The organism is Mycobacterium sp. NGS18, from assembly GCF_059813185.1.
Genome location: NZ_JCALEC010000020.1, coordinates 1 through 22,752, shown reverse-complemented (window position 1 = coordinate 22,752; position 22,752 = coordinate 1). Strand labels below are relative to the sequence as shown.

General features: G+C 67.4%; 22 protein-coding genes and 1 tRNA gene. 10 read left to right on the top strand and 13 right to left on the bottom strand.

Annotation, left to right across the window (positions count from 1 at the left end; all coding sequences use genetic code 11):
- Positions 1 to 43: 43 nt before the first annotated feature.
- The 5 genes from AC5Y31_RS21400 (at position 44) to AC5Y31_RS21380 (ending at position 3,995) form a co-directional block, all read left to right on the top strand.
- Positions 44 to 355 (top strand): DUF732 domain-containing protein, encoded by a 312-nt coding sequence (locus tag AC5Y31_RS21400; RefSeq protein ID WP_065023873.1) that lies wholly within the window; start codon positions 44 to 46, stop codon positions 353 to 355.
- 44 nt (positions 356 to 399) lie between these two features.
- Positions 400 to 1,413, top strand: a complete 1,014-nt coding sequence (locus AC5Y31_RS21395) for a DNA topoisomerase IB (RefSeq protein ID WP_499982850.1) — start codon at positions 400 to 402, stop codon at positions 1,411 to 1,413.
- A 2-nt stretch (positions 1,414 to 1,415) separates the two neighbouring features.
- Entirely contained in the window at positions 1,416 to 2,675 is a 1,260-nt protein-coding gene (locus AC5Y31_RS21390) for an amidohydrolase family protein (protein WP_499982872.1), read from the top strand.
- Positions 2,676 to 2,786: 111 nt separating this feature from the next.
- Positions 2,787 to 3,464 carry a VldE C-terminal domain-containing protein gene (locus AC5Y31_RS21385; protein WP_499982848.1) on the top strand — a complete coding sequence of 226 codons (678 nt, stop codon included), beginning with the start codon at positions 2,787 to 2,789 and terminating at the stop codon, positions 3,462 to 3,464.
- Between the two features lie 114 nt (positions 3,465 to 3,578).
- Positions 3,579 to 3,995, top strand: coding sequence for a DUF6319 family protein (locus tag AC5Y31_RS21380; RefSeq protein WP_499982870.1), 417 nt, complete (start codon positions 3,579 to 3,581; stop codon positions 3,993 to 3,995).
- 27 nt (positions 3,996 to 4,022) lie between these two features.
- On the opposite strand, the gene AC5Y31_RS21375 is transcribed toward AC5Y31_RS21380, so the two are convergent.
- Genes AC5Y31_RS21375 through AC5Y31_RS21365 form a run of 3 tightly spaced genes read right to left on the bottom strand, consistent with a single transcriptional unit; the run spans position 4,023 to position 8,136 of the window.
- Complete coding sequence (locus AC5Y31_RS21375) at positions 4,023 to 6,389, bottom strand: AAA family ATPase (RefSeq protein ID WP_499982846.1); 2,367 nt, start codon at positions 6,387 to 6,389, stop codon at positions 4,023 to 4,025.
- Positions 6,390 to 6,430: 41 nt separating this feature from the next.
- Positions 6,431 to 7,120: a type 1 glutamine amidotransferase domain-containing protein gene (locus AC5Y31_RS21370; RefSeq protein WP_499982844.1), complete on the bottom strand. Its 690-nt coding sequence runs from the start codon at positions 7,118 to 7,120 to the stop codon at positions 6,431 to 6,433.
- 56 nt (positions 7,121 to 7,176) lie between these two features.
- Positions 7,177 to 8,136 carry an oxygenase MpaB family protein gene (locus AC5Y31_RS21365; protein WP_499982869.1) on the bottom strand — a complete coding sequence of 320 codons (960 nt, stop codon included), beginning with the start codon at positions 8,134 to 8,136 and terminating at the stop codon, positions 7,177 to 7,179.
- Between the two features lie 305 nt (positions 8,137 to 8,441).
- Here AC5Y31_RS21365 and AC5Y31_RS21360 point away from each other — a divergent pair, with 305 nt between their 5' ends.
- Together AC5Y31_RS21360 and AC5Y31_RS21355 are read left to right on the top strand one after the other, a co-directional pair.
- The gene (locus AC5Y31_RS21360; RefSeq protein WP_499982842.1) at positions 8,442 to 9,575 is read left to right on the top strand and encodes a TIGR03857 family LLM class F420-dependent oxidoreductase; all 1,134 of its coding nucleotides are present in this window, start codon (positions 8,442 to 8,444) and stop codon (positions 9,573 to 9,575) included.
- Positions 9,576 to 10,189: 614 nt separating this feature from the next.
- The gene (locus AC5Y31_RS21355) at positions 10,190 to 10,861 is read left to right on the top strand and encodes a hypothetical protein (protein ID WP_499982840.1); all 672 of its coding nucleotides are present in this window, start codon (positions 10,190 to 10,192) and stop codon (positions 10,859 to 10,861) included.
- A gap of 164 nt (positions 10,862 to 11,025) precedes the next feature.
- On the opposite strand, the gene AC5Y31_RS21350 is transcribed toward AC5Y31_RS21355, so the two are convergent.
- Positions 11,026 to 11,099, bottom strand: a tRNA-Pro gene (locus AC5Y31_RS21350).
- A gap of 159 nt (positions 11,100 to 11,258) precedes the next feature.
- On the opposite strand from AC5Y31_RS21350, the gene AC5Y31_RS21345 reads away from it, so the two are divergent.
- Positions 11,259 to 12,935 carry a patatin-like phospholipase family protein gene (locus AC5Y31_RS21345; protein WP_499982839.1) on the top strand — a complete coding sequence of 559 codons (1,677 nt, stop codon included), beginning with the start codon at positions 11,259 to 11,261 and terminating at the stop codon, positions 12,933 to 12,935.
- 5 nt (positions 12,936 to 12,940) lie between these two features.
- Here the strand turns inward: AC5Y31_RS21345 and AC5Y31_RS21340 are convergent, their stop codons facing one another.
- Entirely contained in the window at positions 12,941 to 13,723 is a 783-nt protein-coding gene (locus tag AC5Y31_RS21340; RefSeq protein WP_499982838.1) for a sulfite exporter TauE/SafE family protein, read from the bottom strand.
- A 61-nt stretch (positions 13,724 to 13,784) separates the two neighbouring features.
- Between AC5Y31_RS21340 and AC5Y31_RS21335 the strand changes: the two genes are divergently transcribed.
- Positions 13,785 to 14,219 carry a hypothetical protein gene (locus tag AC5Y31_RS21335; protein WP_131810531.1) on the top strand — a complete coding sequence of 145 codons (435 nt, stop codon included), beginning with the start codon at positions 13,785 to 13,787 and terminating at the stop codon, positions 14,217 to 14,219.
- Between the two features lie 6 nt (positions 14,220 to 14,225).
- Here AC5Y31_RS21335 and der read toward each other — a convergent pair whose 3' ends face one another.
- Genes der through AC5Y31_RS21305 form a run of 6 tightly spaced genes read right to left on the bottom strand, consistent with a single transcriptional unit; the run spans position 14,226 to position 19,491 of the window.
- Positions 14,226 to 15,638, bottom strand: a complete 1,413-nt coding sequence (gene der / locus AC5Y31_RS21330) for a ribosome biogenesis GTPase Der (protein ID WP_499982836.1) — start codon at positions 15,636 to 15,638, stop codon at positions 14,226 to 14,228.
- Positions 15,635 to 16,327, bottom strand: coding sequence for a (d)CMP kinase (gene cmk / locus AC5Y31_RS21325; RefSeq protein ID WP_499982834.1), 693 nt, complete (start codon positions 16,325 to 16,327; stop codon positions 15,635 to 15,637). Before cmk ends, der begins: the two co-directional genes overlap by 4 nt.
- A complete protein-coding gene (locus AC5Y31_RS21320; RefSeq protein WP_065023863.1) occupies positions 16,324 to 17,073 on the bottom strand; it encodes a pseudouridine synthase in 750 nt (249 codons plus the stop codon). Before AC5Y31_RS21320 ends, cmk begins: the two co-directional genes overlap by 4 nt.
- Positions 17,073 to 17,801, bottom strand: a complete 729-nt coding sequence (scpB, locus tag AC5Y31_RS21315; RefSeq protein ID WP_301635939.1) for an SMC-Scp complex subunit ScpB — start codon at positions 17,799 to 17,801, stop codon at positions 17,073 to 17,075. Before scpB ends, AC5Y31_RS21320 begins: the two co-directional genes overlap by 1 nt.
- A 14-nt stretch (positions 17,802 to 17,815) precedes the next feature.
- The gene (locus tag AC5Y31_RS21310) at positions 17,816 to 18,646 is read right to left on the bottom strand and encodes a segregation/condensation protein A (RefSeq protein WP_499982867.1); all 831 of its coding nucleotides are present in this window, start codon (positions 18,644 to 18,646) and stop codon (positions 17,816 to 17,818) included.
- Complete coding sequence (locus AC5Y31_RS21305) at positions 18,634 to 19,491, bottom strand: ParA family protein (protein ID WP_301635942.1); 858 nt, start codon at positions 19,489 to 19,491, stop codon at positions 18,634 to 18,636. Before AC5Y31_RS21305 ends, AC5Y31_RS21310 begins: the two co-directional genes overlap by 13 nt.
- Before the next feature lie 113 nt (positions 19,492 to 19,604).
- Here AC5Y31_RS21305 and AC5Y31_RS21300 point away from each other — a divergent pair, with 113 nt between their 5' ends.
- Positions 19,605 to 20,357, top strand: a complete 753-nt coding sequence (locus tag AC5Y31_RS21300) for an O-methyltransferase (protein ID WP_064854075.1) — start codon at positions 19,605 to 19,607, stop codon at positions 20,355 to 20,357.
- 4 nt (positions 20,358 to 20,361) lie between these two features.
- Here the strand turns inward: AC5Y31_RS21300 and AC5Y31_RS21295 are convergent, their stop codons facing one another.
- Entirely contained in the window at positions 20,362 to 21,180 is an 819-nt protein-coding gene (locus AC5Y31_RS21295; RefSeq protein WP_499982829.1) for an alpha/beta hydrolase, read from the bottom strand.
- Complete coding sequence (locus AC5Y31_RS21290) at positions 21,173 to 22,552, bottom strand: FAD-dependent oxidoreductase (RefSeq protein ID WP_499982827.1); 1,380 nt, start codon at positions 22,550 to 22,552, stop codon at positions 21,173 to 21,175. The genes AC5Y31_RS21295 and AC5Y31_RS21290 overlap by 8 nt, the downstream gene beginning before the upstream one ends.
- Between the last annotated feature and the right edge of the window lie 200 nt (positions 22,553 to 22,752).

The window sequence follows — 22,752 nt, the reverse complement described above, 5'->3', positions numbered from 1 at the left end:
CCGGTCATCCCGGCCCGGCCGTGCTCGCCGTAGCATCGCCGTTATGAGTTGGGTCGCCCGGTTCACCGCAGCGCTGGCTGCCGCCGGCTTCTCGGTGGGTGCCGTTCTGTGCGCTGTCCCAGCCCGCGCCGACGACGCCGGCTTCATGAACTACCTCAATGCCCACGGCTACACCGCCCGCTACGCAGGCGACGAGCCGATAACCGAGCCCAGTGTGCGGGCGCTCGGGCACATGATCTGCGAGAACCTGCGCGTGGGCCGCAGCGTGGAAATTCAGCAACCGCATTATCCGGCGTGGCCGCAGTTCCCCCTCATCGCGGAGGCCGCACAACACGAGCTGTGCCCCGGCGCGTAGCAGCACCGTGTGTCGGCGGGGTGCCCCGCGGGTAACTCCGTGCCATGAGGCTGCGCAGGAGCAACATCGGGGCCAGCGGGTTCCGCCGGATCGGACGGGGCCGCGGCTTCTCCTACACCGACGGACAACGCCCGGTCGACGACCCCGAGGTGCTCGCCCGGATCAAGGAGCTGGCCATCCCGCCGGCCTGGCGCAACGTGTGGATCTGCCCCTATCCCAACGGACACGTCCAGGCCGTCGGAACCGACGCCGCCGGACGTCGGCAGTATCTGTACCACCAGCAGTGGCAGGACGAACGAGCCGAGGAGAAATACGACCGGGTGCTGACCCTGGCCAAGATGCTGCCGCAGTGGCGCGCCGACGTCCTGGTCGACCTACGCGGCCGCGGGCTGAAACGCGACCGGGTGCTGGCGGTCGCCCAGCAGCTGATCGACCGGGGCTATTTTCGGGCCGGCGGCGAGGAGTACGCCCAGGAGAACGGCAGCTTCGGGCTGGCGACCCTGCTGCGTGACCACGTCCGGATCCGCAGCGGCTGCGTGGACTTCGACTATCCGGCCAAAAGCGGGGTGCGGCGGACGGTTTCGGTGGACGATCCGCTGGTGGTCCGGGCGGTGCGGTCGCTGTTGCGTGCGCCGACCGATATCCCCCGTCTGCTGGTGTACCGCACACCCGAGGGCTGGTGCGAGGTGCGCGCCGACGACCTCAACGAGCGGTTTCGCGAATTGACCGATGAACAGTTCAGCGTCAAGGACCTACGCACCTGGCATGGCACCGTGCTGGCGGCCGAGAGTTTCGCCGCCGCCCGCGAGCCGACCTCGAAAACCGTCCGGCGCCGAGAGATCGCCGCGGTAATGCGCGCTGTCTCCGAGGAATTGGGCAACACACCGGCGGTGGCCCGCAGCTCCTACGTGGATCCACGGGTAGTGGAAGCCTACGAGCAGGGGGTCACCATCCGCGCAGCGCTGAACCGGGCGAAAAAGCACGCGAAGACCGCGGGGCTCGTCGCCGAGGAGGCGACGGCGCGGTTGATCAGGCGCATCGACCGGGCGCGGCATTGAGCGTGCGCATCCACCGCGGCAACATCGTCTTCACCCCGACGCCGCAAGACTTCGTCACCCTCGCCGACGGCTATGTCGTCGTCGACAACGACGGTGTCATCGTCTCGTGCCTCGCCGACCTACCGGACCGGTACGACGGTGCGCCGGTCACCGACCATGGCGATCGGCTGCTGCTGCCCGGTTTCACCGACGCGCACGCGCACGCCTCCCAACTGCCGATCATCGGATTGCAGTCCAGCACCGAGCTGATCGACTGGCTGGACACGCTGGCCCTGCCTCAAGAGGCCGCCCTCGCCGACACGGCCTACGCCGACTCGATCTACCGCCAGTTCGCCGACTCCCTGTTGCGCAACGGCATCACCGGCTCGATCGTCATGGGCACCATCCATGCCGAGAGCACCGCGATTCTGGTCGACAAACTCATCGCGGCCGGACTGAGATCCTGTGTGGCCAAGGTGTCCCGTGACCGCAACGCACCCGCCGATGCACGCCAGGACACCGCCCACGCGATCACCGACTCCCGGCGTTTTCTCGCCCACACGGTGTCCAAGTCGGCGCTGGTGACACCGTCGGTCGGGCCGAGTACGGCCGCGCTCTGCACGCGCGAACTGATGGCCGGGCTCGCCGAGCAGGCCGCCGAGTTCGACATCGCGTGCCACGCCCATCTGGCGGAGAACCGCTCCGAGGTCGAGAAGACTTTGCAGATGCACCCGGACTGCGCCGATTTCCTCGAGACTTATCAGCGTGCCGGTTTGATGGCGAACGCCAACACCGTTGTGGCCCACGCCATTTATCTCAACGATCGCGAGAAGACGGTGATCCGTGACACCGGAATGCTGGTCGCGCACTGTCCGCACTCGAATCGGAACCTGCTCAGCGGTGTGATGCCCCTTGCGCAGTACCACGACCTGGGCATCCGCGTCGGACTCGGCAGCGACATCGGGGCCGGCCACACACTCAACATGTTCGACAACATCGTCGGGGCGATCCAATCCGGCGCGATGAGCTACCTGACCGGCGAGGCGTCGCGCTCGGTGCCGGCAGCCGAGGCGTTCTATTGCGCGACCAAGGGCTGCGGCAGCTTCTTCGGCAAGACCGGCAGTTTCGAACCGGGCTATAGGTTCGACGCGCTCGTCGTCGACGACTCGAGGTGGACGCGGCACCGGCAGATGACCCTGCCGCAGCGCGTCGAAAAGCTCATCTACTGCGGCGATGACCGCAACATCGAACACGTCTATGTCAACGGCCGGCGGTTGAGATGACAGCCGACGCGGTAACGCAACGGTCCGGCGCTCACGCTGCCCTATGAAACTCGGCAGCCGTCTGGGCCACCGTCCTGCGATATCCGAGGTCAATTCACTAAAGTGCAGGTGGTGGACAGAGGGAAGATCGCCCGGCGCTGTGGCCGCGGCGTCGCCATCGCGGCGTCGCTGGCGGTCTCCGCCGCCCTGATCTACGCCCAGAGCAGCCACCCGCCGGCGCCGGCGCCCACCGAGACAGCTGACGCGGCAGCACCGCCCGCACCGCCCCCCGCCGGAAAGATTCGCATGGCCGACCCCGCCGAGGTCGCCGCACTGGCGGCCAACGTGCCGATACCGAGCGAAGGCCAGCAATTCACCTTTCCGCTGCCGGCCGGGGTAGCACCCGAGAACGGACTGCAGGTCAAGACCATCTGGGCGGCCCGCACCATCGGCGTGCTGTTTCAGGAGATCAAGACAATCTACGGGTACCGCCAAGATCCGTTGCGCTGGCACCCGGACGGGCTGGCGATCGACGTGATGATTCCGGATTACCACAGCGAGGCCGGCATCCTGCTCGGCGATCAGATCGCGGGCTATGCGCTGGCCAACGCCAAGCGCTGGGGCGTCAACCACGTGATCTGGCGGCAGAAGATCTACCCCGGCGTCGGTGGGGGCAATTGGACGTCCGACTACGGCAACGAGACCGCCAACCACTACGACCATGTCCACATCGCCACCAACGGCGGCGGTTACCCGACCGGGCACGAGACGTACTTCGTCACCTCGATGACCCCGGCGCCCCCGGACTGAGCGACGCGGCGCGGCTCACCCGGCCACCCGGCACGTCGAACGTGTGTTCTAATGGTGGTCCAGGTCCGGCCCGCTCGTCGCGCGGGCGACGATGAGAAGGAGTTCGCCGCAATCATGACCGCATCGACTTTCGCCGTAGCCGCCCCGACCGTCGCCGACTACGCCCCCCGCGTGGATCTATCTGAGGAGAGCACACCGACCCCGGACGCTCCGGTTATGGCTTCCGAAGCAAAAGCTCCGACCAGGAAGACAGCCGGCAAGAAGGCCAAGACGTTCGAGTTGACCCTCACCGTGACCGGTACCGCCGACGGCGAGTGGCGCGCCGAGATCAAGCAGGGCAGCACGTACTTGGTCCGCAATGTGGCGGTTGCGGCGGCCGCCGTCTCCCGCGCCGCCAAGGAACTGCACGAGGAGCTGTTCACGCCGATCGAGGCATTGATGGACGAGGCGCGCTCCCAGCAGGCCGCCAAAGTCGCCGCCCTGGAGGCCGAGCTCGAAGCCGCGCGCAAGGCCCTCGCCGACTTGGACTGAGCACCAAGCCCGGCTTAACCCTCCAGGTCACCGGGTCGCGAGCCAACCAAGGAATTCGTCGACGGTGAATACCGGTTTGCCGTATTCCTGGGCCTTGCGGGCCTTTCCGGACTGGGTGCCGGCTTCTGCGATGACCAGCACCTCGCACCGCGTCTTGGTCACCGAGCGCACCGGCGCCAGTCCGGCCGAGGCGGCCAGGCGCTCCATCTCGTCGCGATCCATCACCCGGCCTTGGCCGTCGACGGCGGTGCCGGTGAAACAGATGCGGGCACTGGGAACCAGCACCGCGCCGATGTCGCTGTTCAGCGGTGACGTCGGAGCCAGCTCGGCGGGCAGGTCACCGGCGCCCAGCGCCTCCAACGCGGCGCGTAACCGCGCGAGCACCTCGTCCGGTAACCGAGTCCGCGATGCCGCCAGCAACAGTTGGTCGGCGGCCGACCGGCGGGCGGCGTGTTCCCAGCTTGTCTCCCCCGCCACCGGTACCTCGCCTGCCGCGGTGGTGCCCAGCAGAATTGCGCCGAGGCCGCGGCTGATCCGCAGCAACGCCGACAGGGCCGGAAGGTGCTCTGCGGTCGGCGTTTCGGCGTCATGGTCGCGGCTGACCAGGGTTCCCGACAGTGCCTCGGTCTCGTCGGGTTCATCGAACGGCGACGAGCCGGTCTCCGGGTCGACAGCACCGAGATTGTCGAGCGCGGACCGGGCCCGCTGCAAAGCCGTTGGGGCAGCCGCGAATGTGCTCGGCACGTCGATGCCCAGCGGCATGGGAACGACGTGACCCAGCCGTTTCAGTTCGAAGTCGATCAACCCCAGCGTCTCGTCGATCTTCGCTCCCACCGGCGTGCAGCCGGCCAGCATGGGCTCGATCACTGCCCAGGCCTCCCGCAATGTGGGCGCCAGCAGTACATCGGCCACCCCGATCCGGTAGGCCTGTCGGGCGTCGGCCAGGTCGCGTTGCGGATTGATCAGCGTCGACACCGCGGTTCCGTCGTCGAACGCCACCGCCAGTTCCACCGGACGCGGTCGCGACATCCGGCCCTCATCGCCGACGGTGAGCAGACCGATCGCACAGAAGCGGCGAGACCGGTCGCTGGTGGACGAGGCGCGTAGGAACCGGGCGATTCGGCGGTCCACCTTCAGATCCTTCGGCAGCACAGGGCGTTTCAGCACCAGGCCGGCCAACGAGGTGCACCGGCTCAGGGCCACGTAGAGCTGACCGGTGGAAAACATCCCGCCGGACAGGTCCACCACTAGCCGGTCCAGGGTCTGGCCCTGACTCTTATGAATCGTGATCGCCCAGGCCAGCTTGAACGGCAACTGGGTGAAAGTGCCAACCACCTCTCGGCGCAAACTTCCGCCCTCGACCACCGGGCGGGTTGCCTCCCAGGTGAACGGGGCGACCTCGGCGGTGTCACCGTCAGGAAATTCGACTTCGACAACCGCCCCGCGACGGTCATATCCCACGCCCACCACGCGTCCGATCGAGCCGTTCACCCAGCGCTCCGACTGATCGTTGTTGAGCATCATCACCTGCGCGCCGACCTTGAACCGCAATTCGTCGTCAAGCGGCTTGTCGAACAAGGACAGGTCGCCGGATTCGGTGGCACGGTGCAGCATTTCCTCGCCGGGTAACCGTTCGAGCTGCTGCCTGTTGCGCGCCGTCACCAGCCTGTTGGTCGGCGCCAAGGTCAACCAGAATTCGTCCTCCGGGGGTACGAAGTCGCGGTCCACCCGGGCGTCGAGGTGCGCCCTCGCGTGACCGAGTAATACACCTTCGCGGATCTCGTTGAGAATCGCGGTCATCCGATCATCACCGAGCTGACGGAACACCGTCGTCAGCGAGACGCTCGGGAAGTCGTTGCGGCTGAAGGCGTTCGCCGAAAAGAAATACGGGGTGTCATAGGTCGTCGAAAAGTAGTGCTGCTCACCCTCGGTGACCACCGGCGGCAGCTGGTACAGGTCGCCGACCAACACGACCTGCACGCCACCGAACGCGGTTCCGGGCTCCGGGCCGAACCGCTGTAACGCCGCCGCGATCATGTCGAACACGTCGGCGCGCACCATGGACGCCTCGTCGATGATCAGCGTCTGCAGCTTGCCGAGCGTTTTGACGAAACGTCCGGGCCGGTAATCCCCACCGCTGACATCGGACAGCGTGGTGGTGGGCCGGAATCCGAACAGGCGGTGGATGGTGTGGCCGTCGACGTTGAGGGCAGCGATCCCCGTCGGCGCGACGACCACGACGTTGCGGTCGGTGTCGGCCATGAAGTGGCGGATGAGCGTCGACTTACCGGTGCCGGCCTTACCTGTCAGGAACAGGTTTCGGCCCGCTGCGAGCAGTCCCAATGCTTCCCGGAACTCGTCGGTCAACACCACCGTGTTGCGCGCTGCCGCCACGGTCGCACCCTACCGACATTGCGGTCCGGCGGGTGACCGGCTCAGCCGCCGAGCACCGAGACGACCTTTTTGGCCGTGGCCTTGGCCGACCCGGGATTCTGGCCCGTCACCAACCGTCCGTCGACGACGACGTGGGAGACAAACGGAAGTAGGCCCTTGCCGTACCGGGCGCCGCGCTTCTTGATCTCCGCTTCGACGTTGTAGGGCACCAGCTTGTCGACTCGAGCCACGACTTCCTCCGTCCAGGAGAACCCGGTGAGCCTGCGATCGGCGACCAGCAGGGATCCGTCCGACAGTGTGGTGTTGAGCAGGCCGCAGTAGCCGTGACAGACCGAGGACACGACTCCCCCGCGCTCAAAGATCTCGCGGGTGATGCGTTGCAGGCCTTCGCTGTCGGGGAAGTCGAACATGACCGCGTGGCCACCGGTGAAGTAGATCGCGTCATAGTCCGCCGAGTCGATCTCATCGGGTGAGGCGGTGTTGGCCAGCAGCGCCATCTTCGCGTCGTCGGCCTTCCACGCTTTGGCGCTCTTGTTGTAGTTCGGAAACTTCAGGGACCGCGGCTCCAGTGGTGAGGGTCCGCCTTTCGGGCTGGCGATCGTCTGGCCGTAACCGGCGTCGGCGAAGACGTCGTAGGCGTGCGTCAGCTCGGAGAGCCACAGCCCGGTCGGCTCGGACGGATCCTCGTAATGGGCGACGTTGGAGACGACGTTGAGGATGCGCTTGGTCATCTTCCAAGGATTCCGCGGAAGGGCCGATGACGCCAGGGGCAATGCCAGCTGGCGGTTCAGCCGACTTTCGGGCAGTAGAAGTGCGGGCTGTCGCGGTACTCGACCGGCGGCAGATTGCGCGCCGGGGTCTGCACCAGCGGTGCGTCCACCGGAAGCCGGCCCGAGGCGCGGTCCAGCGCCGAACGCTTGCGCGGATGCATCAACGCACGCTTGGGGCCGTACTTCGAGACGAACGTGATCACCTTGCAGAGGTAGCCATGCACCCGCTCCTGGCGGGCCGACCAGGTGTAGCCCATGAGTTCACGCACCGGCGGGTCATAGAGCGCCACCGTCATGAACGTCAGGAAGCGCTGCATGACCTTGAGGTTCAGCGCCCACAACCAATCCGGAATCCACTCCAGCGACGGGTGTTTGGGCATGGTCGATAAGTCCATGACCTCGCGGGCCGCCCAGGTGTTCTCCAAGACGTTGCGGCACATGTGATCCCAGTACTCCTGGAAGTCTTCCCAGGTTTTGGGCACCGGGCGCATGCTCATCCCGTACATGCGATACCAGGTGATGTGCTCGTCGAAGAGTTGTCGCTTGTCGTCCTCGCTCAGTCCGCCGGCGAATTTCTCGGCGGCCAGCAGGGTGGACTTGAAGAACGTCGCGTGCGCCCAGTAGAAGACGTCGGGGTTCAGCGCGCTGTAGCGGCGTCCCTGGTCGTCGACGCCGTTGAGGCCGATGTGGTAGTCGCGGACCTCGGCGCCGGTCTGCGGGGCGCGGTAGCCGTCGAACACCACCCCGCCGATCGGGTAGATCGAGCGCATCAGCCGCGGGATGCGCTCCATGAAGAAGATCGAGTGATCTTTGACCGCGGCGCCCAGCTGCGGGTGCATGTTCTGCATCGAGCCCGCCCAGGTCCCCTGGAACAGCCCCGTCCATTGACCGAAGTACTTCCAGGTCAGCGAGTCGGGGCCGAGCGGAACCGGTGGCGCGTCGTAGCCACCGCTGCTCACGGGACAGCCCGACGCCATCTCCGCATCGCTGGCCGCCGGGCAGCTATCCGACTTTTCTTGAGTCACGAGCGCGCACTCCCAGTCACTGTTAGGCGTTTGGACAACACGTGTTGTCAATATGGGGCCAGCTTAGGAGCACTTGGGGTTGGGCGTCAACGGCGGGGCGGTCGGTACACGGGCATCCCGCTCTACGGCAACAACAACGGACTGCTCGGCACCGACGGAAACCGAGCCAGCGGTGCCGAATGCGTCATCGACAACGGTCGCCCAGTCTGCTTACATAACGCTACTCATCGTAGTGTAATTGCATTGGAAGGTACGTGATGAAGCGCGCTGCACCGCAGGTCGTCGACCATTCGAGCGCGGGGAACGCCGACGTTCAGTTGAACGAACTGGGCTACTACGCGGTGACCAGGCACCCCGCCGACGCTCGCGTGGTCCTGCCCGAAGCCCGGACGGCGGAGGCGCTCGGCCTGGGCTCCTGCCACATCGGTGAACGCTTCACCGTTAAAGACCCGGCGGTTCTCAGCGGCGCCGTAGCGGGCTGCAGCTCCAGTTTGGGGATCGCCCCGTCGACCAATCACCACACCCGGCACCCCACCGTGACCGCGACCGTGGGCTCAACAATGCACGCGCTGACCGAGGGCCGCTTCGCCATGGCGTTCGGCCGCGGAATGGCCGGGTATTGGCCGGCGATCGGCCTGCCGGCGGTGACCGCGGCGCGGCTGCGTGACTTCTTCGGGATCCTGCGCCGGCTCTGGACGGGCGAGATGATCCTCAACCACGACGGCCCGGCCGGGAAATGGCCAATGCTGCGCCACGCAAACGGCTTGGCCGACGGCCCACCGATCGGCCTGGTGGGCGTCGGCCCCAAAACGATGGAACTAGCCGGCGAGATCGCCGATTTCGTCGTGCTCCACACCTTCTTCTCCGACGAGGCGACAACGGCATCGATCGCAGCCGTGCGGCGCGGAGCCGAACGCGCGGGCCGCGATCCGGACAGCATCCGTATCTGGGCTTGCCTGGCGACGGTCTGCGACTCGTTGTCGCCGGACGATCAACTGCGCCGTGGCGTCGGCCGACTGGCGACCTATTTGCAGGCCTATCCCGATGTGCTGGTCTCCGCCAACGGCTGGGATCGCGTCGTGTGGGAGCAGATCCGCCAGTCCGACCTGTTTACCGATGCCGCCACCGCCGGGCCCATCGATGCCAGTGCCTCGTTTGAAACGTTGCAACGGCTCGCCGACCTCATTCCCGCCGAATGGCTGACCTCGGCGGCATCAGGATCGGCTCGGGACTGCGCGCGCACCATCGCCCGGCAGTTCCAGCAGGGCGTGCACTCCGTCATCATGCATGGGGCGAGTCCGCAGGAGCTCGAGCCCGTCGTACAGGCCTACCGGGCGAACCGACCGACGCTACGCAGACCCGTCGCGGCGAACCCGGGCAAATTCGCCTGAGGCTTCGCGAGCTCGACCCGGGGTAAGGCGTCGACCACTCTGCCGATGCTGCAGCCGCTTTCACTGCGGTTGAGTCGCGTCATGCGGTTCAGGCCGCCGGCTTTTCGGCGCTTGGTCATCGTCGGTTCTTACAGGCTGCCGGGTGTCCCTTCCGGAACTTTGGGGGCGTTCGGCATCCAGTTACACGGCATCCAGTGTTGCCACGCCTGGAGCGCGCACTGCTGCTCTGGTGTGAGTGGACCGGGACCCGCGCAAGGCGGCAATCCTGGCCCATCGCAGGTCGGTGCGGGATCGGCGTGCGCAGACGGCGCGACAATCAGTGCACCCGCGGCGACGATGAGGCCCGCGAGCGCCAAGGCGACTCGTTGCATGTCGATTCCTCCTAGCTGAAGCGGCACGGTCGGTAACGCCAGCGGCCATCGAGCCCGCAGCAGAGACGGGTGCGAGTCGTCAGTTTTTACTCTTTCGTTCAGGAAAATACGCCTCAGTTCCGACAACCGTGACGGTTATCGCTAGACGCCACCGCGCCGGCGCTAGTCGCTACCGCGACTATTTCGCAGCCCACGCGGAGACAGACCGGGTACCTCTACCTCCGCCGGAGCATCATGAAGGCCATGGCAGACGGGGCAGCGCGGACAAACTTCGATCACAGTGCGTGCTACCGCGACGGCCTGCACCCGCCCACCAAGGCGGGTCGCCAGCAGTGCCGCACCAGCGGACCAGCGAGTCGCGTGGGCACCGAGACCAATCGGCCGACTGCGGCTGCGTCACCGCCGACCGCTCCGCGAGATGAGGCCGCCGCCGAGGTTCGCCAAAGACGTGCGGCCGCCGCCGAGCGGTATCGGCCCGAGACGGTTCGGCTCCTGCTCGTCGCCCAGGCGCCACCGGCTGCCGACGACCGCTACTTCTACTTCCCCGACGTGCCGACGCAGGACACACTCTTTCGGTCGGTGGCTCGGATCATCCTGCCGCACACGGCGCCTACCCGTTCCAATAAGGCGTCCTTGCTGGAGCAGCTCCGTGACCGCGGTGTCTTCCTGATCGACCTCAAGCCCGATCCCGTCGACGGGACCGCGCTGTCGCCGTACGTGCCCGAACTGCTGGACCGGATCGCCAAGCTGGCACCCGAACGCATCATCTTGATCAAGACCGACGTGTACGACGAGGCATATCCTGCGCTGGCGCGCGCTGGTCTCCCCGTCAGCAGCGTCCGTGTCCCGTTCCCCGCGTTCGGGCAGCAAAGCGCGTTCAAAGCCGCGTTTAGTCGGGCACTGGCTGGCGAGTGACGGCCCGTCGCGCACTCGCGATACCGGATCTCCGGCCGAGCTGACCGCGACCGGCCTAACTAGGGAGGAACCGCGCTCGGTGTCGTCCAGGACCAATCGGCGCGACCCCATTCGCGTCTGCCTGGTCATCGGCACTGTCGGCCGTTTGACCTGCGAAAACTCTGTCGGGCTGACAGGATTTGAACCTGCGACCACTTGACCCCCAGTCAAGTGCGCTACCAAACTGCGCCACAGCCCGCCACCGCCGGACAAGCCGGGCAGCAGGTCGAAAGCCTACCGCAAGCAACCAGGCGCCCCGAACTCGCGTGAGGGCATCGGCCGCCGCAAGAGAAACGCGTAGGCTCGCCGCGAGCCTGTCCCCCTCCGGCAGCGCCGCCAACCCCAGGAACCGCGACTGATGCAGATCCCCTTTGTCGAAGCCTTGCTCGGCATGGTCGATCGCCGCCCGGACCCGATGCACATCCCCGGGACCACCGAAGACTCCGTGACCGACGACGTCGTCGACGCCGTCGACGTCGGCGATACCCTGCTGCTACTTGAGAAGATGGAGAACCGGCTGGTCCGGCACACCTTGCGCCATCCAGACGTGCTGAGCAGCGAACAGCTGCGCCGGCTGCGCTACCTGCTCAATTTCGCCCGGCTCGAGGACTTCGAGCCCGGCGCGGCGGGCCCGGGCGGCACCCGGGGCCGCGGCGACGTCTCCGTCGGCGCGGAGCTGGCCCCGTGGCGGGCCAAGGTGGCCGATGCGCTGTACGGCCCGCTGCGCGAGGAACGCGACCCGGTGATCGCACTGACCGCGGCCCGCGATGCGCTGGGCGGCCTCGCCGCCGGCCAGGACGAGCAGCGCGGCCTGCTGATCGAGCACCACGGCAATGACTTCTCCCAAGCCGAGCTCGACGCCGAGGTGGGCCACAAGAAGCTGGTCACCGTCCTCGGCGGCGGCGGGGGCGCGGGCTTCGTCTATATCGGCGGCATGAATGCGCTGTTGGAGGCCGGACCGGTCCCCGACTACCTGATCGGCTCGTCGTTCGGTTCGATCCTGGGATCGGTGGTCAGCCGCGCACTGCCGATTCCCATCGAGGAATACGTCGCATGGGCCAAGACGGTGTCGTTCCGCGCTATCCTGGGGCCCGAGCGGCTGCGCCGCCGCCACGGCCTGACCGGGGTGTTCTCGCTGAACTTCGATCAGTTCGCCGACGCCATGTTCCGCCGCGAGGACGGCGAGCCGATGCGGATGTCGGATCTGGCCATCCCCTTCGATGCGGTGGTGGCCGGGGTGCGCCGCCAGCCCTTCGCGGCCCTGCCGGCGCGGTATCGCAATCAGCGACTCGCCGCCCTGCAGCTGCGGTCTTTCCCCCATCTTCCGATCGGGCTCGGCCCGCAGGTAGCGGCCCGACTGTGGCGGACGGCCGCCTTCATCGACCCGCGGGTGGTGAAACCGCTCATCATCAGTGGCGATAATCCGGACTACGACGTCAACGTCGTCGACGCGGCGTCGTTCTCGTCGGCGATCCCCGGGGTGCTGCACCATGAGACCAAGGACCCGGCCATGCAGCCGCTGTTCGACGCGCTGCTGGCCGACAACGACGTCGGGGCGCTGGTGGACGGCGGTGCGGCCAGCAACGTTCCGGTCGAGCTGGCCTGGAAGCGGGTGCGCGACGGCCGGCTGGGCACCCGCAACGCCTGTTACTTGGCCTTCGACTGCTTCCATCCGCAGTGGGATCCGCGCAACCTGTGGCTGGTGCCGATCACTCAGGCCATCCAGTTGCAGATGGTGCGCAACGCCCCCTACGCCGACCATCTGGTCCGGTTCTCCCCGACGCTGTCGCCGGTGAACCTGGCGCCCTCGGCGGCCACCATCGAGCGGGCCTGCCAGTGGGGGCGCAAGAGCGTCCAACGCGCGATCCCGGTGATCTCGGCACTGTTGGAGCCCATCTGGTGGGAAGGCGAAAAGCCCGCGGTGGCGCCCGCCGCGGCGGTGCACCAGCAGGCCGCGCCGATGAGCACCGTCATGTCCGTGCTCCGCACACCGCGGAGCCGCTGGGAGCGGTGGCGCAACCGCGACGCGATCTGATCCGCTCAGACCGCCATCAGCCGATACAACCCGATCAGTCCGACCACGATGATCACCGCCCGCAGTGCATTCGGCGACAGCCGGCGCCCGTAGTGCCCGCCCAGATATCCCCCGATCAATGAGCCGACCGCGATCAAACCGGCTGCCGGCCAACTGATCCGGTCGAACGCGGTGAGGATGTAGGCCAGTGCGGCGACGACGTTGACCAACAGCGTCAGCAGCACCTTCGCCGCGTTCATCCGCTGCATCGACTCGGGCAGCAGCACCCCCATCACGCCGATCAGCAGAATGCCCTGTGCGGCAGAGAAATAGCCGCCGTAGACCGCGACCGCGAACGTCCCGATCGTCAGCGCCGCCAACCGGCCGCGGCTCAGCTGCTCCACCGAGCGGCCGGCCTCCTGCGCGCGGCGCTGGGCCACGTTCTGGATCTTCGGGCCGACCACCACCAAGACCAGCGCCGCGATCAGCAGCACCGGAACCACCCGGTTGAACACGCTTTCGGGCAGGTGCAACAACAAATAGGCGCCGCAGATCGCACCGATCACCGACCCGGGGATCTGCCAGCACAGCCGATCCCACTGCCCGCGCAGTTCCCGACGGTAGGCCCAGGTGCCCGATACCCCGCCGGCCACCAACCCGATCGAGTTGGAGATCGTCGCGGTCAACGGCGGGAACCCCAGCGTCACCAGTGTCGGGAAGGTGATCAGTGTCCCGGAGCCGACCAGGGAGTTGATCGCCCCCGCCCCCACCCCGGCCAGCATGATCAACACCATCTGCGAGACCGACACCCGCAGCACCCTACGCTGATCGTGCGAAGGATTTCGGGCAGCCGCGGTGGAAGGTGAGGCGATGACGCGCAGGTGGGGAAAGCTGGCCGCCGGTGCGGCCTGCGGGATGCTGGTCGCTATCGGGGCGACGCCGGCGGCCCAAGCCGAGCCAGAGGTGCCGTCGGGCCAGTACGCTTTCAGCGCCCAGCACGGGCCGTCGCAGCGGTCGGCAACCTGGACGTTCACCCCATGCGGGCCGACCTGCACCACCGTCGACGGGGAACGCTGGCTGCAGAACGCGGACTTTCATCTCAACGGTGGCCGTTGGGAGTACAGCGGCCGGGGCAGTATGGATTGCCCGGTGGATCACACTCCCCTGCCGGTGTCGAAAACCGTCAGCTTCGATGCGGTGACCCTCGCCGGCCAATGGACCACCGCCACGCTGGAGCAGTGCGGTCGAGGACCGGCCGGCGGCGTGGTCGGGCAGTGGGATTTCCAGCTCACCAAGACCGGATGATCCCCGTCAGCGAGAACGCTTGGCGCCCCGCTTCTCTCGCACCCGTACGTTGACCCGGATCGGGCTGCCCTCGAACCCGAAGGTCTCCCGCAGCCGTCGTTCCAGGAACCGGCGGTAACCGGCCTCCAAGAACCCTGAGGTGAACAACACGAATGTCGGCGGACGCGCCGTGGCCTGAGTGGCGAACAGGATCCGCGGCGCGCGGCCGCCCCGCGCCGGCGGCGGGGTCGCCGCGACCACTTCCTTGAGCCAGGTGTTGAGCTGTCCGGTCGAGATCCGGGTGTCCCAGGACGCCAGCGCGGTCTCTAACGCCGGCACCAACTTCTGCACGGCCCGACCGGTTTTCGCCGAGATATTCACCCGCGGCGCCCACGCCAGCCGGGCCATGTCCCGGTCGATCTCCTTGTCCAGCAGATAACGGCGATCCTCGTCGACCAGGTCCCACTTGTTGTAGGCCAACACCACCGCCCGGCCGGCTTCGACCACCATCGAGATCACCCGCTGGTCCTGCTCGGTCAGCGGCAACGACGAATCGATTAGCACGATCACCACTTCGGCGGCGTCGATCGCGCCGTGGGTACGTACCGAGGCGTAGAACTCGTGCCCGCTGGCCTGGCCGACCTTGCGGCGCAGCCCGGCGGTGTCGACGAAACGCCAGATCTTGCCGTCCATCTCGATCAGCGAGTCAACCGGGTCGACGGTGGTTCCGGCGACGTCGTGCACCACCGAACGCTCGTCGCCGGCCAGCCGGTTCAGCAGCGAACTCTTGCCGACGTTGGGCTTGCCTACCAGCGCCACCCGGCGCGGGCCACTCCCGCCACCAGCGGTCTCGGCGACCTCGGGCAGCTTGGCGATCACCTCATCGAGCAGGTCGGCGACGCCACGGCCGTGCAGGGCGCTGACCGCGTACGGTTCACCCAGCCCCAGCGACCACAGTGCCGCCGCGTCGGCCTCGCCGCGCTCACCGTCAACCTTGTTGGCGGCCAAGAACACCGGCTTGCCGGAGCGGCGCAGGATCCTCGCGGCGGCCTCGTCGCCGGCGGTGGCGCCCACCACCGAATCCACCACCAGGATCACCGCGTCGGCGGTGCGCATCGCCACCGCGGCCTGCTCGGCCACCAACTGCTGCAAGCCCTTGGCGTCGGGTTCCCAGCCGCCGGTGTCCTGCACCACGAAGCGGCGCCCGGTCCACAGCGCGTCGTAGGACACCCGGTCGCGGGTCACCCCGGGCAGGTCCTGCACCACCGCCTCGCGCCGGCCCAGGATGCGGTTGACCAGCGTCGACTTGCCGACGTTCGGTCGGCCCACCACGGCCACCACCGGCGGGGGGCCGGCGTCCTCGACGAGATCGTCGAACTCGCCGTCTTCGCCGATCTCCCAGTCGCTTTCGTCGACCCAGGTGCCGTCGGATTCACTCATCGGATCGCCCCGCAGCGCTGCTCGACCAATTCCCGCAGGTGGTCGACCACCTGCGCCTGCGTCATCTCCCCGGTGTCGACGATCACCGCGTCGTCGGCGGGCCGCAGCGGCGACACCGCCCGGGTCGAATCCAGTTCATCGCGACGAAGCACGTCGGCCAGCACGGCCGCATAATCATCGCCCAGCCCGGCCGCCACGTTCTGGTCGTTGCGCCGCCGCGCCCGAGTCTCGGCGGAGGCGGTGAGGAAGATCTTGACGTCGGCATCGGGCAGCACCACGGTGCCGATGTCACGGCCTTCGACCACCACACCGCCGGCTTCGCCGGCCAACTGCCGCTGCAGGTCGACCAGCCGGGAGCGCACCGCGGGAATCGCCGAGACTCCCGAGACCGCCCGCGTCACCTCATCACCCCGAATCTCACGCGAAACGTCTTCACCACCAAGGTAAGCGCGGTCACCGTCGGGGTGGGAGTCCACCGCGACCTCGACGCCGTCGGCAACCCGGGAAACCCCCTCGGCGTCGTCCAGGGCAACCCCGGAGCGCAGCACCGCCAGCGTGACGACGCGGTACATCGCACCGGTGTCCAGATAGCTTTCCCCCAGTGCTCGCGCCAATCCGCGTGACACCGAGGACTTTCCGGTTCCGGCCGGGCCGTCGATGGCCACCACGACGCCGCTGCCCGTGCTCACAGTCCGACCGCCTTGTACAGTTCGCCGATCTCTTTGCGGCCCAATTTCCGGATGGTGCCGGGCCGCTGCTCCCCCAGCGCAACCGCACCGATATCGGTGCGCACCAACTCCTGTACCGGGAATCCGACGGCCGCCAGCATCCGGCGCACGATGCGTTTGCGGCCCTCGTGCAGGGTCACCCGCACCAGTGTCTTTCCGGGGACGGCGTCGACCACCGCGAAGTCGTCGACCTTCGCCGGCCCGTCGTCGAGTTCGACCCCTTCGCGCAGTTTCTTGCCGAGCCCGCGCGGCACCGTCCCGAGCACGGTGGCCACATAGGTTTTGGGGATTTCGTAGGAGGGGTGCATCAGCCGGTGCGCCAGCTCGCCGTCGTTGGTCAGCAACATCAATCCCTCGGTGTCGGCGTCGAGCCGACCGACGTGAAACAGCTTGGCGTCACCGCGAACCCGGTGCTCGACGTAGTCACCGATGCACGGCCTGCCGCGGTCGTCCGACATCGTCGAATGCACGCCGCGCGGCTTGTTCAGCGCCAGGTACACCCGGGTGTCGTCGACGGTCACCCGGGCTCCGTCGACCCGGATCACCGCCGCGCCCGGATCCACTCGGGTACCGAGCTCGGTCACGATCTGGCCGTCCACCTCGACCCGGCCGTCACGGATCATCTTCTCGGCGACCCGGCGCGAGGCGACACCGGCCTGCGACAGGACTTTCTGCAGGCGCACACCTTCTTCATCAGGCCAGGCCATCAGTCGTGGTCCACATCGAAAGTCAGCGGCTGATCAGCCGCCGGCGCACCGCCGAGCTTCATGAAACGCGGTTCGCTGTCCAAGGTTTCGCTCAGATCGTCGATCACGTCGACGTCGGGCAGCAGCGGCGCGATGTCGGGCAGGTCGGACAGCGAGGACAGGCCCAGCCGCTCCAAGAACAGCTCGGTGGTCGCGAACGTCACCGCGCCGGTGTCGGCGTCCGCGCCGGCTTCGGTGATCAGGCCGCGGGCCAACAGCGTCCGCATCACCGCGTCCACGTTGACGCCGCGCACCGCACTGACCCGAGCCCGCGTCACCGGTTGCCGGTAGGCGACCACGGCAAGGGTCTCCAGGGCGGCGCGGGTCAGTTTGGATCGGGCGCCGTCGAGCAGCAGGCGCTCCACGTAGGGGGCGAATCGGGCGCGGGTGTAGAGCCGCCAGCCGCCGCCGGCCTCGCGCAGGTCGATGCCGCTGTCACGTTCGGCGAGCTCGTCGGCCATCGCTCGCAGCTTGGCGGTGATCCGGTACACCGGCTGTTCGGTGGCGGCCGCCAACGCCTCGACGGTCACCGGGGTGTCCACCACCAGCAGCAGGGCCTCGAGCACCGCGCCCAGCTCGGAGTCCTCGAGTTCGGGGGCCAATGCGACATCGATGCCCAGGTCGGAACCGGCGGGACCGGCAGGCTCGGACGGTTCCGAGAGCTCAGGTTCGGGCAGGTGGTCAGTCATCAATTCGTCTCGCACTACTCGGCCGATTCTGCTTTCACCAGGTCTTCATTGGTCGGACGTTCACCGGTCCACGACACCTGGAGCACACCAAGTGGTTCTGACTGCTCGAATGCTACCGCCCGCGCCCGATACAGTTCGAGCAGCGCCAGGAAGCGGCCGACGATCTCGATCGGCGCCCGGCAGTCGGCCACCAGTTCGGCGAACGACGCCCACTGACCGGTGCCGCGCGCCTCCAGCAGCCTCAGCAGCACGCCCGCCTGCTCAGGCACCGACACCATCACCTGATGCAGGTGCTCGGTGCCCACCGTGGGGACCGGCCGCGGTGTGAAGGCGGCCGCCGCGATCTGGGCGAACGACTCGGCGTCGACGCCCAGCATCACCTCGGGCAGCAGGTTGGCGAAGCCGTCCTCCAGCGACACCGCGCGCGGATAGCTGCGCAGCGCGGCGGCTTCGAGCTCGGCGAACATCTGCGCGACGTGCTTGAACGCCCGGTACTGCAGCAGCCGCGCGAACAGCAGGTCACGGACCTCCAGCAGGGCCAGGTCCTCTTCGTCGTCGACCTGGCCGGCGGGCAGCAGCCGGGCCGCCTTGAGGTCGAGCAGGGTGGCCGCGATGACCAGAAACGCCGTCGTCTCCTCCAGGCCCAGCTGCGGGCCGACGTCGCGGGTGTAGGCGATGAAATCATCGGTGACCTGGTGCAACGCCACCTCGGTGACGTCCAGGCGGTGGGCGAAGATCAGCTGCAGCAGCAGGTCGAAGGGACCCTCGAAGTTGGTCAGTCGAACGCGAAAACCGGTGGCAGCCGTTTCGGTGTCGGTCTCGGTGTCGGTACTCACGCGCCGAATCGGTCGATGACTTCGCGGGCCAGCGCGCGGTAAGCCAGCGCACCGCTGGATTTCGGGGCCCAGCTGGTGATGGGCTCGCCCGCGACGGTGGTCTCGGGGAAACGGACGGTGCGGGTGATCACCGTGTCGAACACCAGGTCGCCGAAGCGCTCCACCACCCGCGACATCACCTCCCGGGAGTTGACCGTGCGCGGGTCATAGCGGGTCAGCAGGATGCCGCTGATCTCCAGTTTCGGGTTCAGCCGGTCGCGGACCTTCTCGACGGTGTCAGTCAGCAACGCCAGGCCGCGCAGCGAGAAGTACTCGCATTCGGTCGGGATCACCACCCCATCGGCACAGGCGAGGCCGTTGACGGTGAGCAGCCCCAGCGACGGCTGGCAGTCCACCAGCAGGTAGTCGTAGCGGTCGAGCACCGGACGCAGCGCACGGGCCAGCGAATGCTCCCGGCCCACTTCGTTGACGAGCTGGATCTCGGCCGCCGACAGATCGATATTGGAGGGCACCAGGTCCAGGTTCTCGACGCGGGTCTGCATCAGCACGTCGTCGATGTCGACCCGCGGCTCCACCAGCAGGTTGTGGACGGTGTGCGCCAGTTCGTAGTGCGGCACGCCGAGCCCGGCCGACAGCGCCCCCTGCGGGTCCAAATCGACCAGCAGTACCTTGCGGCCGTATTCGGCCAGCGCCGCGCCGAGATTGATGGTCGAGGTGGTCTTGCCGACGCCGCCCTTCTGGTTGCACATCGCGATGACCTTGGCGGGGCCATGTGTCGAGCGGGGCTGCGGCTCGGGGATGTTCCGCGGTGGACGCCCGGTCAAGCCGACGGCGGAGCTGTCGTCGTCGCTCATGGCCGGTACGGCGAGGTGGTGGCGGACATCCGCAGAAGTCTAACGGGTGACCGGCGCCCATACCTGCTACATGAGCAGTCCTCAGGCGTGCCGATCGCCATAGGATCGCACTCATGAGCCTCAAACGACGCATCCCCTTCCTGCGGTGGTCGTTCCTGCGGATGGCGACCGGTGCCCGCAACATCACCACGACCGGCCAGATCGGCGACGGCCGCGAAGCCGCCGCCGTCGACTACGTGCTGTCGAAGGCCCGGCCCGGCGACATCGACGACGTGCTGGCCCGCATCGACGAGTTCGCCTACGAGAAGTCGCTGCTGATCAATGTCGGCGACGAGAAGGGCGCCCTGCTCGATGCCGCGGTGCAGCGGGTCAACCCCGCACTGGCCCTGGAGCTGGGCACCTACTGCGGCTACAGCGCCCTGCGCATCGCGCGCGCCGCACCGGCGGCCCGGATCTATTCGATCGAGCTGGCCGAGGCCAACGCCGACAACGCCCGCCAGATCTGGGCGCACGCCGGGGTCGCCGACCGGATCACCTGTGTGGTGGGCACCCTCGGCGACGGCGGGCGCACCCTGGATGCCTTGACCGCACGGCACGGCTTCACCGCCGGTGCGTTGGATTTCTTGTTCCTCGACCACGACAAGGACGCCTACCTGCCGGACCTGCAGAGCATTCTGGACCGGGGCTGGCTGCACCCGGGCTCGGTGGTGGTCGCCGACAACGTCAAAGTGCCGGGCGCGCCGCGCTACCGCGAATACATGCGGGCCCAGCAGGGGTCGCACTGGGACACCACCGAGCACAAGACGCATGTCGAGTATCAGCGTCTGCTGCACGATCTGGTGCTGGAGTCGACGTATCTGGGGTAAGGCGTCACCCGTACCGAGTTTTTTGGTGGCTGTATTGCGCCAGCCGCGAACCGAGCCAACTGTGGATTCGTGCGGCCACCGCATACCAGCCCGGCTCGAGCATCATGTCGTGGCCCATATCCGGAAAGAATTCGGCATCGGTGCCATAGGCGCGCGCTGTTGCGTGTACGTCCTTGGCCAGTATCAGGCCATCGTTTTGTGCGCCCAACACCAGCATGGGGGCCGTCACCCGCTGCGGCCGTGGAAGTTCCTGAAACATCAGACCCAGAAACAACGCGCGGGCACTTTCCTCCCGTAGTCGCGCCGCGCAGGCAGTGACCACCTGTTCGGGAGTCCGTGCGCAGAAAAAGTGTTCGCGGGCAAGCCTGGGCGTGTTCACATTCGAAACGGTCCTGCCGGTGACCATGCCGCGCGCCGTGAGCCAGGGATGGTGCTGAATCGCTTTCCCCACCGTTCCGATGGCTCCGCGCGGAGGGACGGAGGCCAACAGCACCCCGGCAGGCGCAGCACGCGATTCGAGGTACTTCTGCACGACGAAGCCGCCCATCGAGTGGCCGATCAGCACGGGTCGGGTGGGCATCGCGTCGGCCACCGCCGCGACGTCGTCGACGTAATCGGCGATCGAACACCGGCTCAGCGGCTGAGAAAGTGTGCTTGCTCCATGTCCCCGCAGGCTGACGCCGACGGCCCGGTAGCCGTTGTTGGCAAAGAAGTCCAGGAAGTGGTCGTGCCAGCACCACGTCGCATGCCAGGCGCCGTGCACGAAAACCAGCGGTATCGGATGGGCGTCGCCGCGCGGTCGCCGCTCGACTACCTCAAGCATGGGTCGGCTCCTGCGCTGTCGGGACAGCTACGGCGGGTCTACGGCGTCGCTGGGCAGCTACGGTTCGGAACATGACCTTGGGGCGTAGCAGCCGGCTCGGCGGGTCGACGAGGTTCATGGCCCGGAAGAATGCCTCGGTGATGACGATGTCGGATTCTGCTGCGGCAAGCAGTCGTTGGGTATAGCGGTTCGCCAGCCGGGTCCGCACCGTCCGTCGGCCCTGGACTTGGGGCAACGCGAGGTCGGCACCCGACGCCATCTGCCATGCCGCATCGACCGACTTGGCGGAAGCTTGAAAGAACCGGTGGGCTAGGTTATCGCTGCCGTGCGAAAGGCAGTCGCGCAATGCGATCGCCTCCAGCGCGGCCACCGACATGCCTTGCCCGTAAACCGGGTTGAAACTGCACATGGCATCACCGCACACCAGCAGACCGGCCGGTAACCGGGCCATCGTGTCGTAGCGGCGACGCACACTGGCCGGATAGCGGTAGCGCGACACCTCGGTCAGCGGTTCGCCGGCTTGCATTGCGGCGATCATCGGAGGCGGCGCGAATTCCGCGGCGTAACAGAGCATTCCGGCGCGGTCAGTGGGCGGTTCGTGGCCGGCCAGTCCGGCCAGCGTGAGCATCCAGGTGTTGTGCTCGCATGCGAACAACGCCCCACCGGTCGGCCGCTCCGGCACCGCACCGACCAGTATCAGTTTCTCGGTGAGGGTGCCCGCCGGTATTCGCAACAACTGGCTGGCATAGGCGACCGCCACAGTGATGTGTTCCTCCGCTGGGCGCCCATAGCCGTGGGCGTCCAGAAATGCCGGCGTGCGCCCGGCGCGGCCCATCGCGTCGATCACCAGGTCCGCGGCCAGCTCCCGTTCACTACGTGTGGCACGATCCGCGACCCGCACGCCGGCGACCCGGTCGGTGGTGGGCGCAACCAGTTCCACCACATCGTGGCCGTCCAGAACGGACACATTGTCCACAGAACGCACCCGCTGGCGAACGTGGGCCTCCAGAAACGGCCTGCTGGCCAGATAGGACCCGATCGGCGTGTCGAACGCGCCCGACCGGTTCAGGTCGTGTCCGCCGAGCCGCAGCCAGACCTGGGACAGGTCACTGCCGTCGAGCAAATGCCCGCCGGCGGCGACAAGCTCGTCGAGCATGCCGGGAAACAGCATGTTCAAGGCGGCCGCGCCGCCGGCCAACAGGCCGTGCACATGCCGCCCCTGCGGCACGCCGCGCCGTTGTGCGGATTCGTCGGGCAACTCGTCTCGTTCGACCACGACCACGCTGCGGTAGAAGTCGGCCAGGACGCGAGCCGCCAACAGTCCGCCCATACTGGCGCCTAACACGACGGCGCGCTCACCTACGGGTTCCATCTCGAATCCTCCATGACCCGACCCGGCTGCCGATGCCGGGCTGTCCTGAGGATTACGTCGCGGAGATCGCGCAGCCTAGAGTAGGCGGCTACTCCATTTCTCTGCCGAGCAGTCGCGAAAGCCCCCTGCACGAGGCGTTTTTGGGGGCTTAAGTGTCTGCTCGCGCATAAGGGCCCGCGGTTAAAAGGAACTACCGGGCG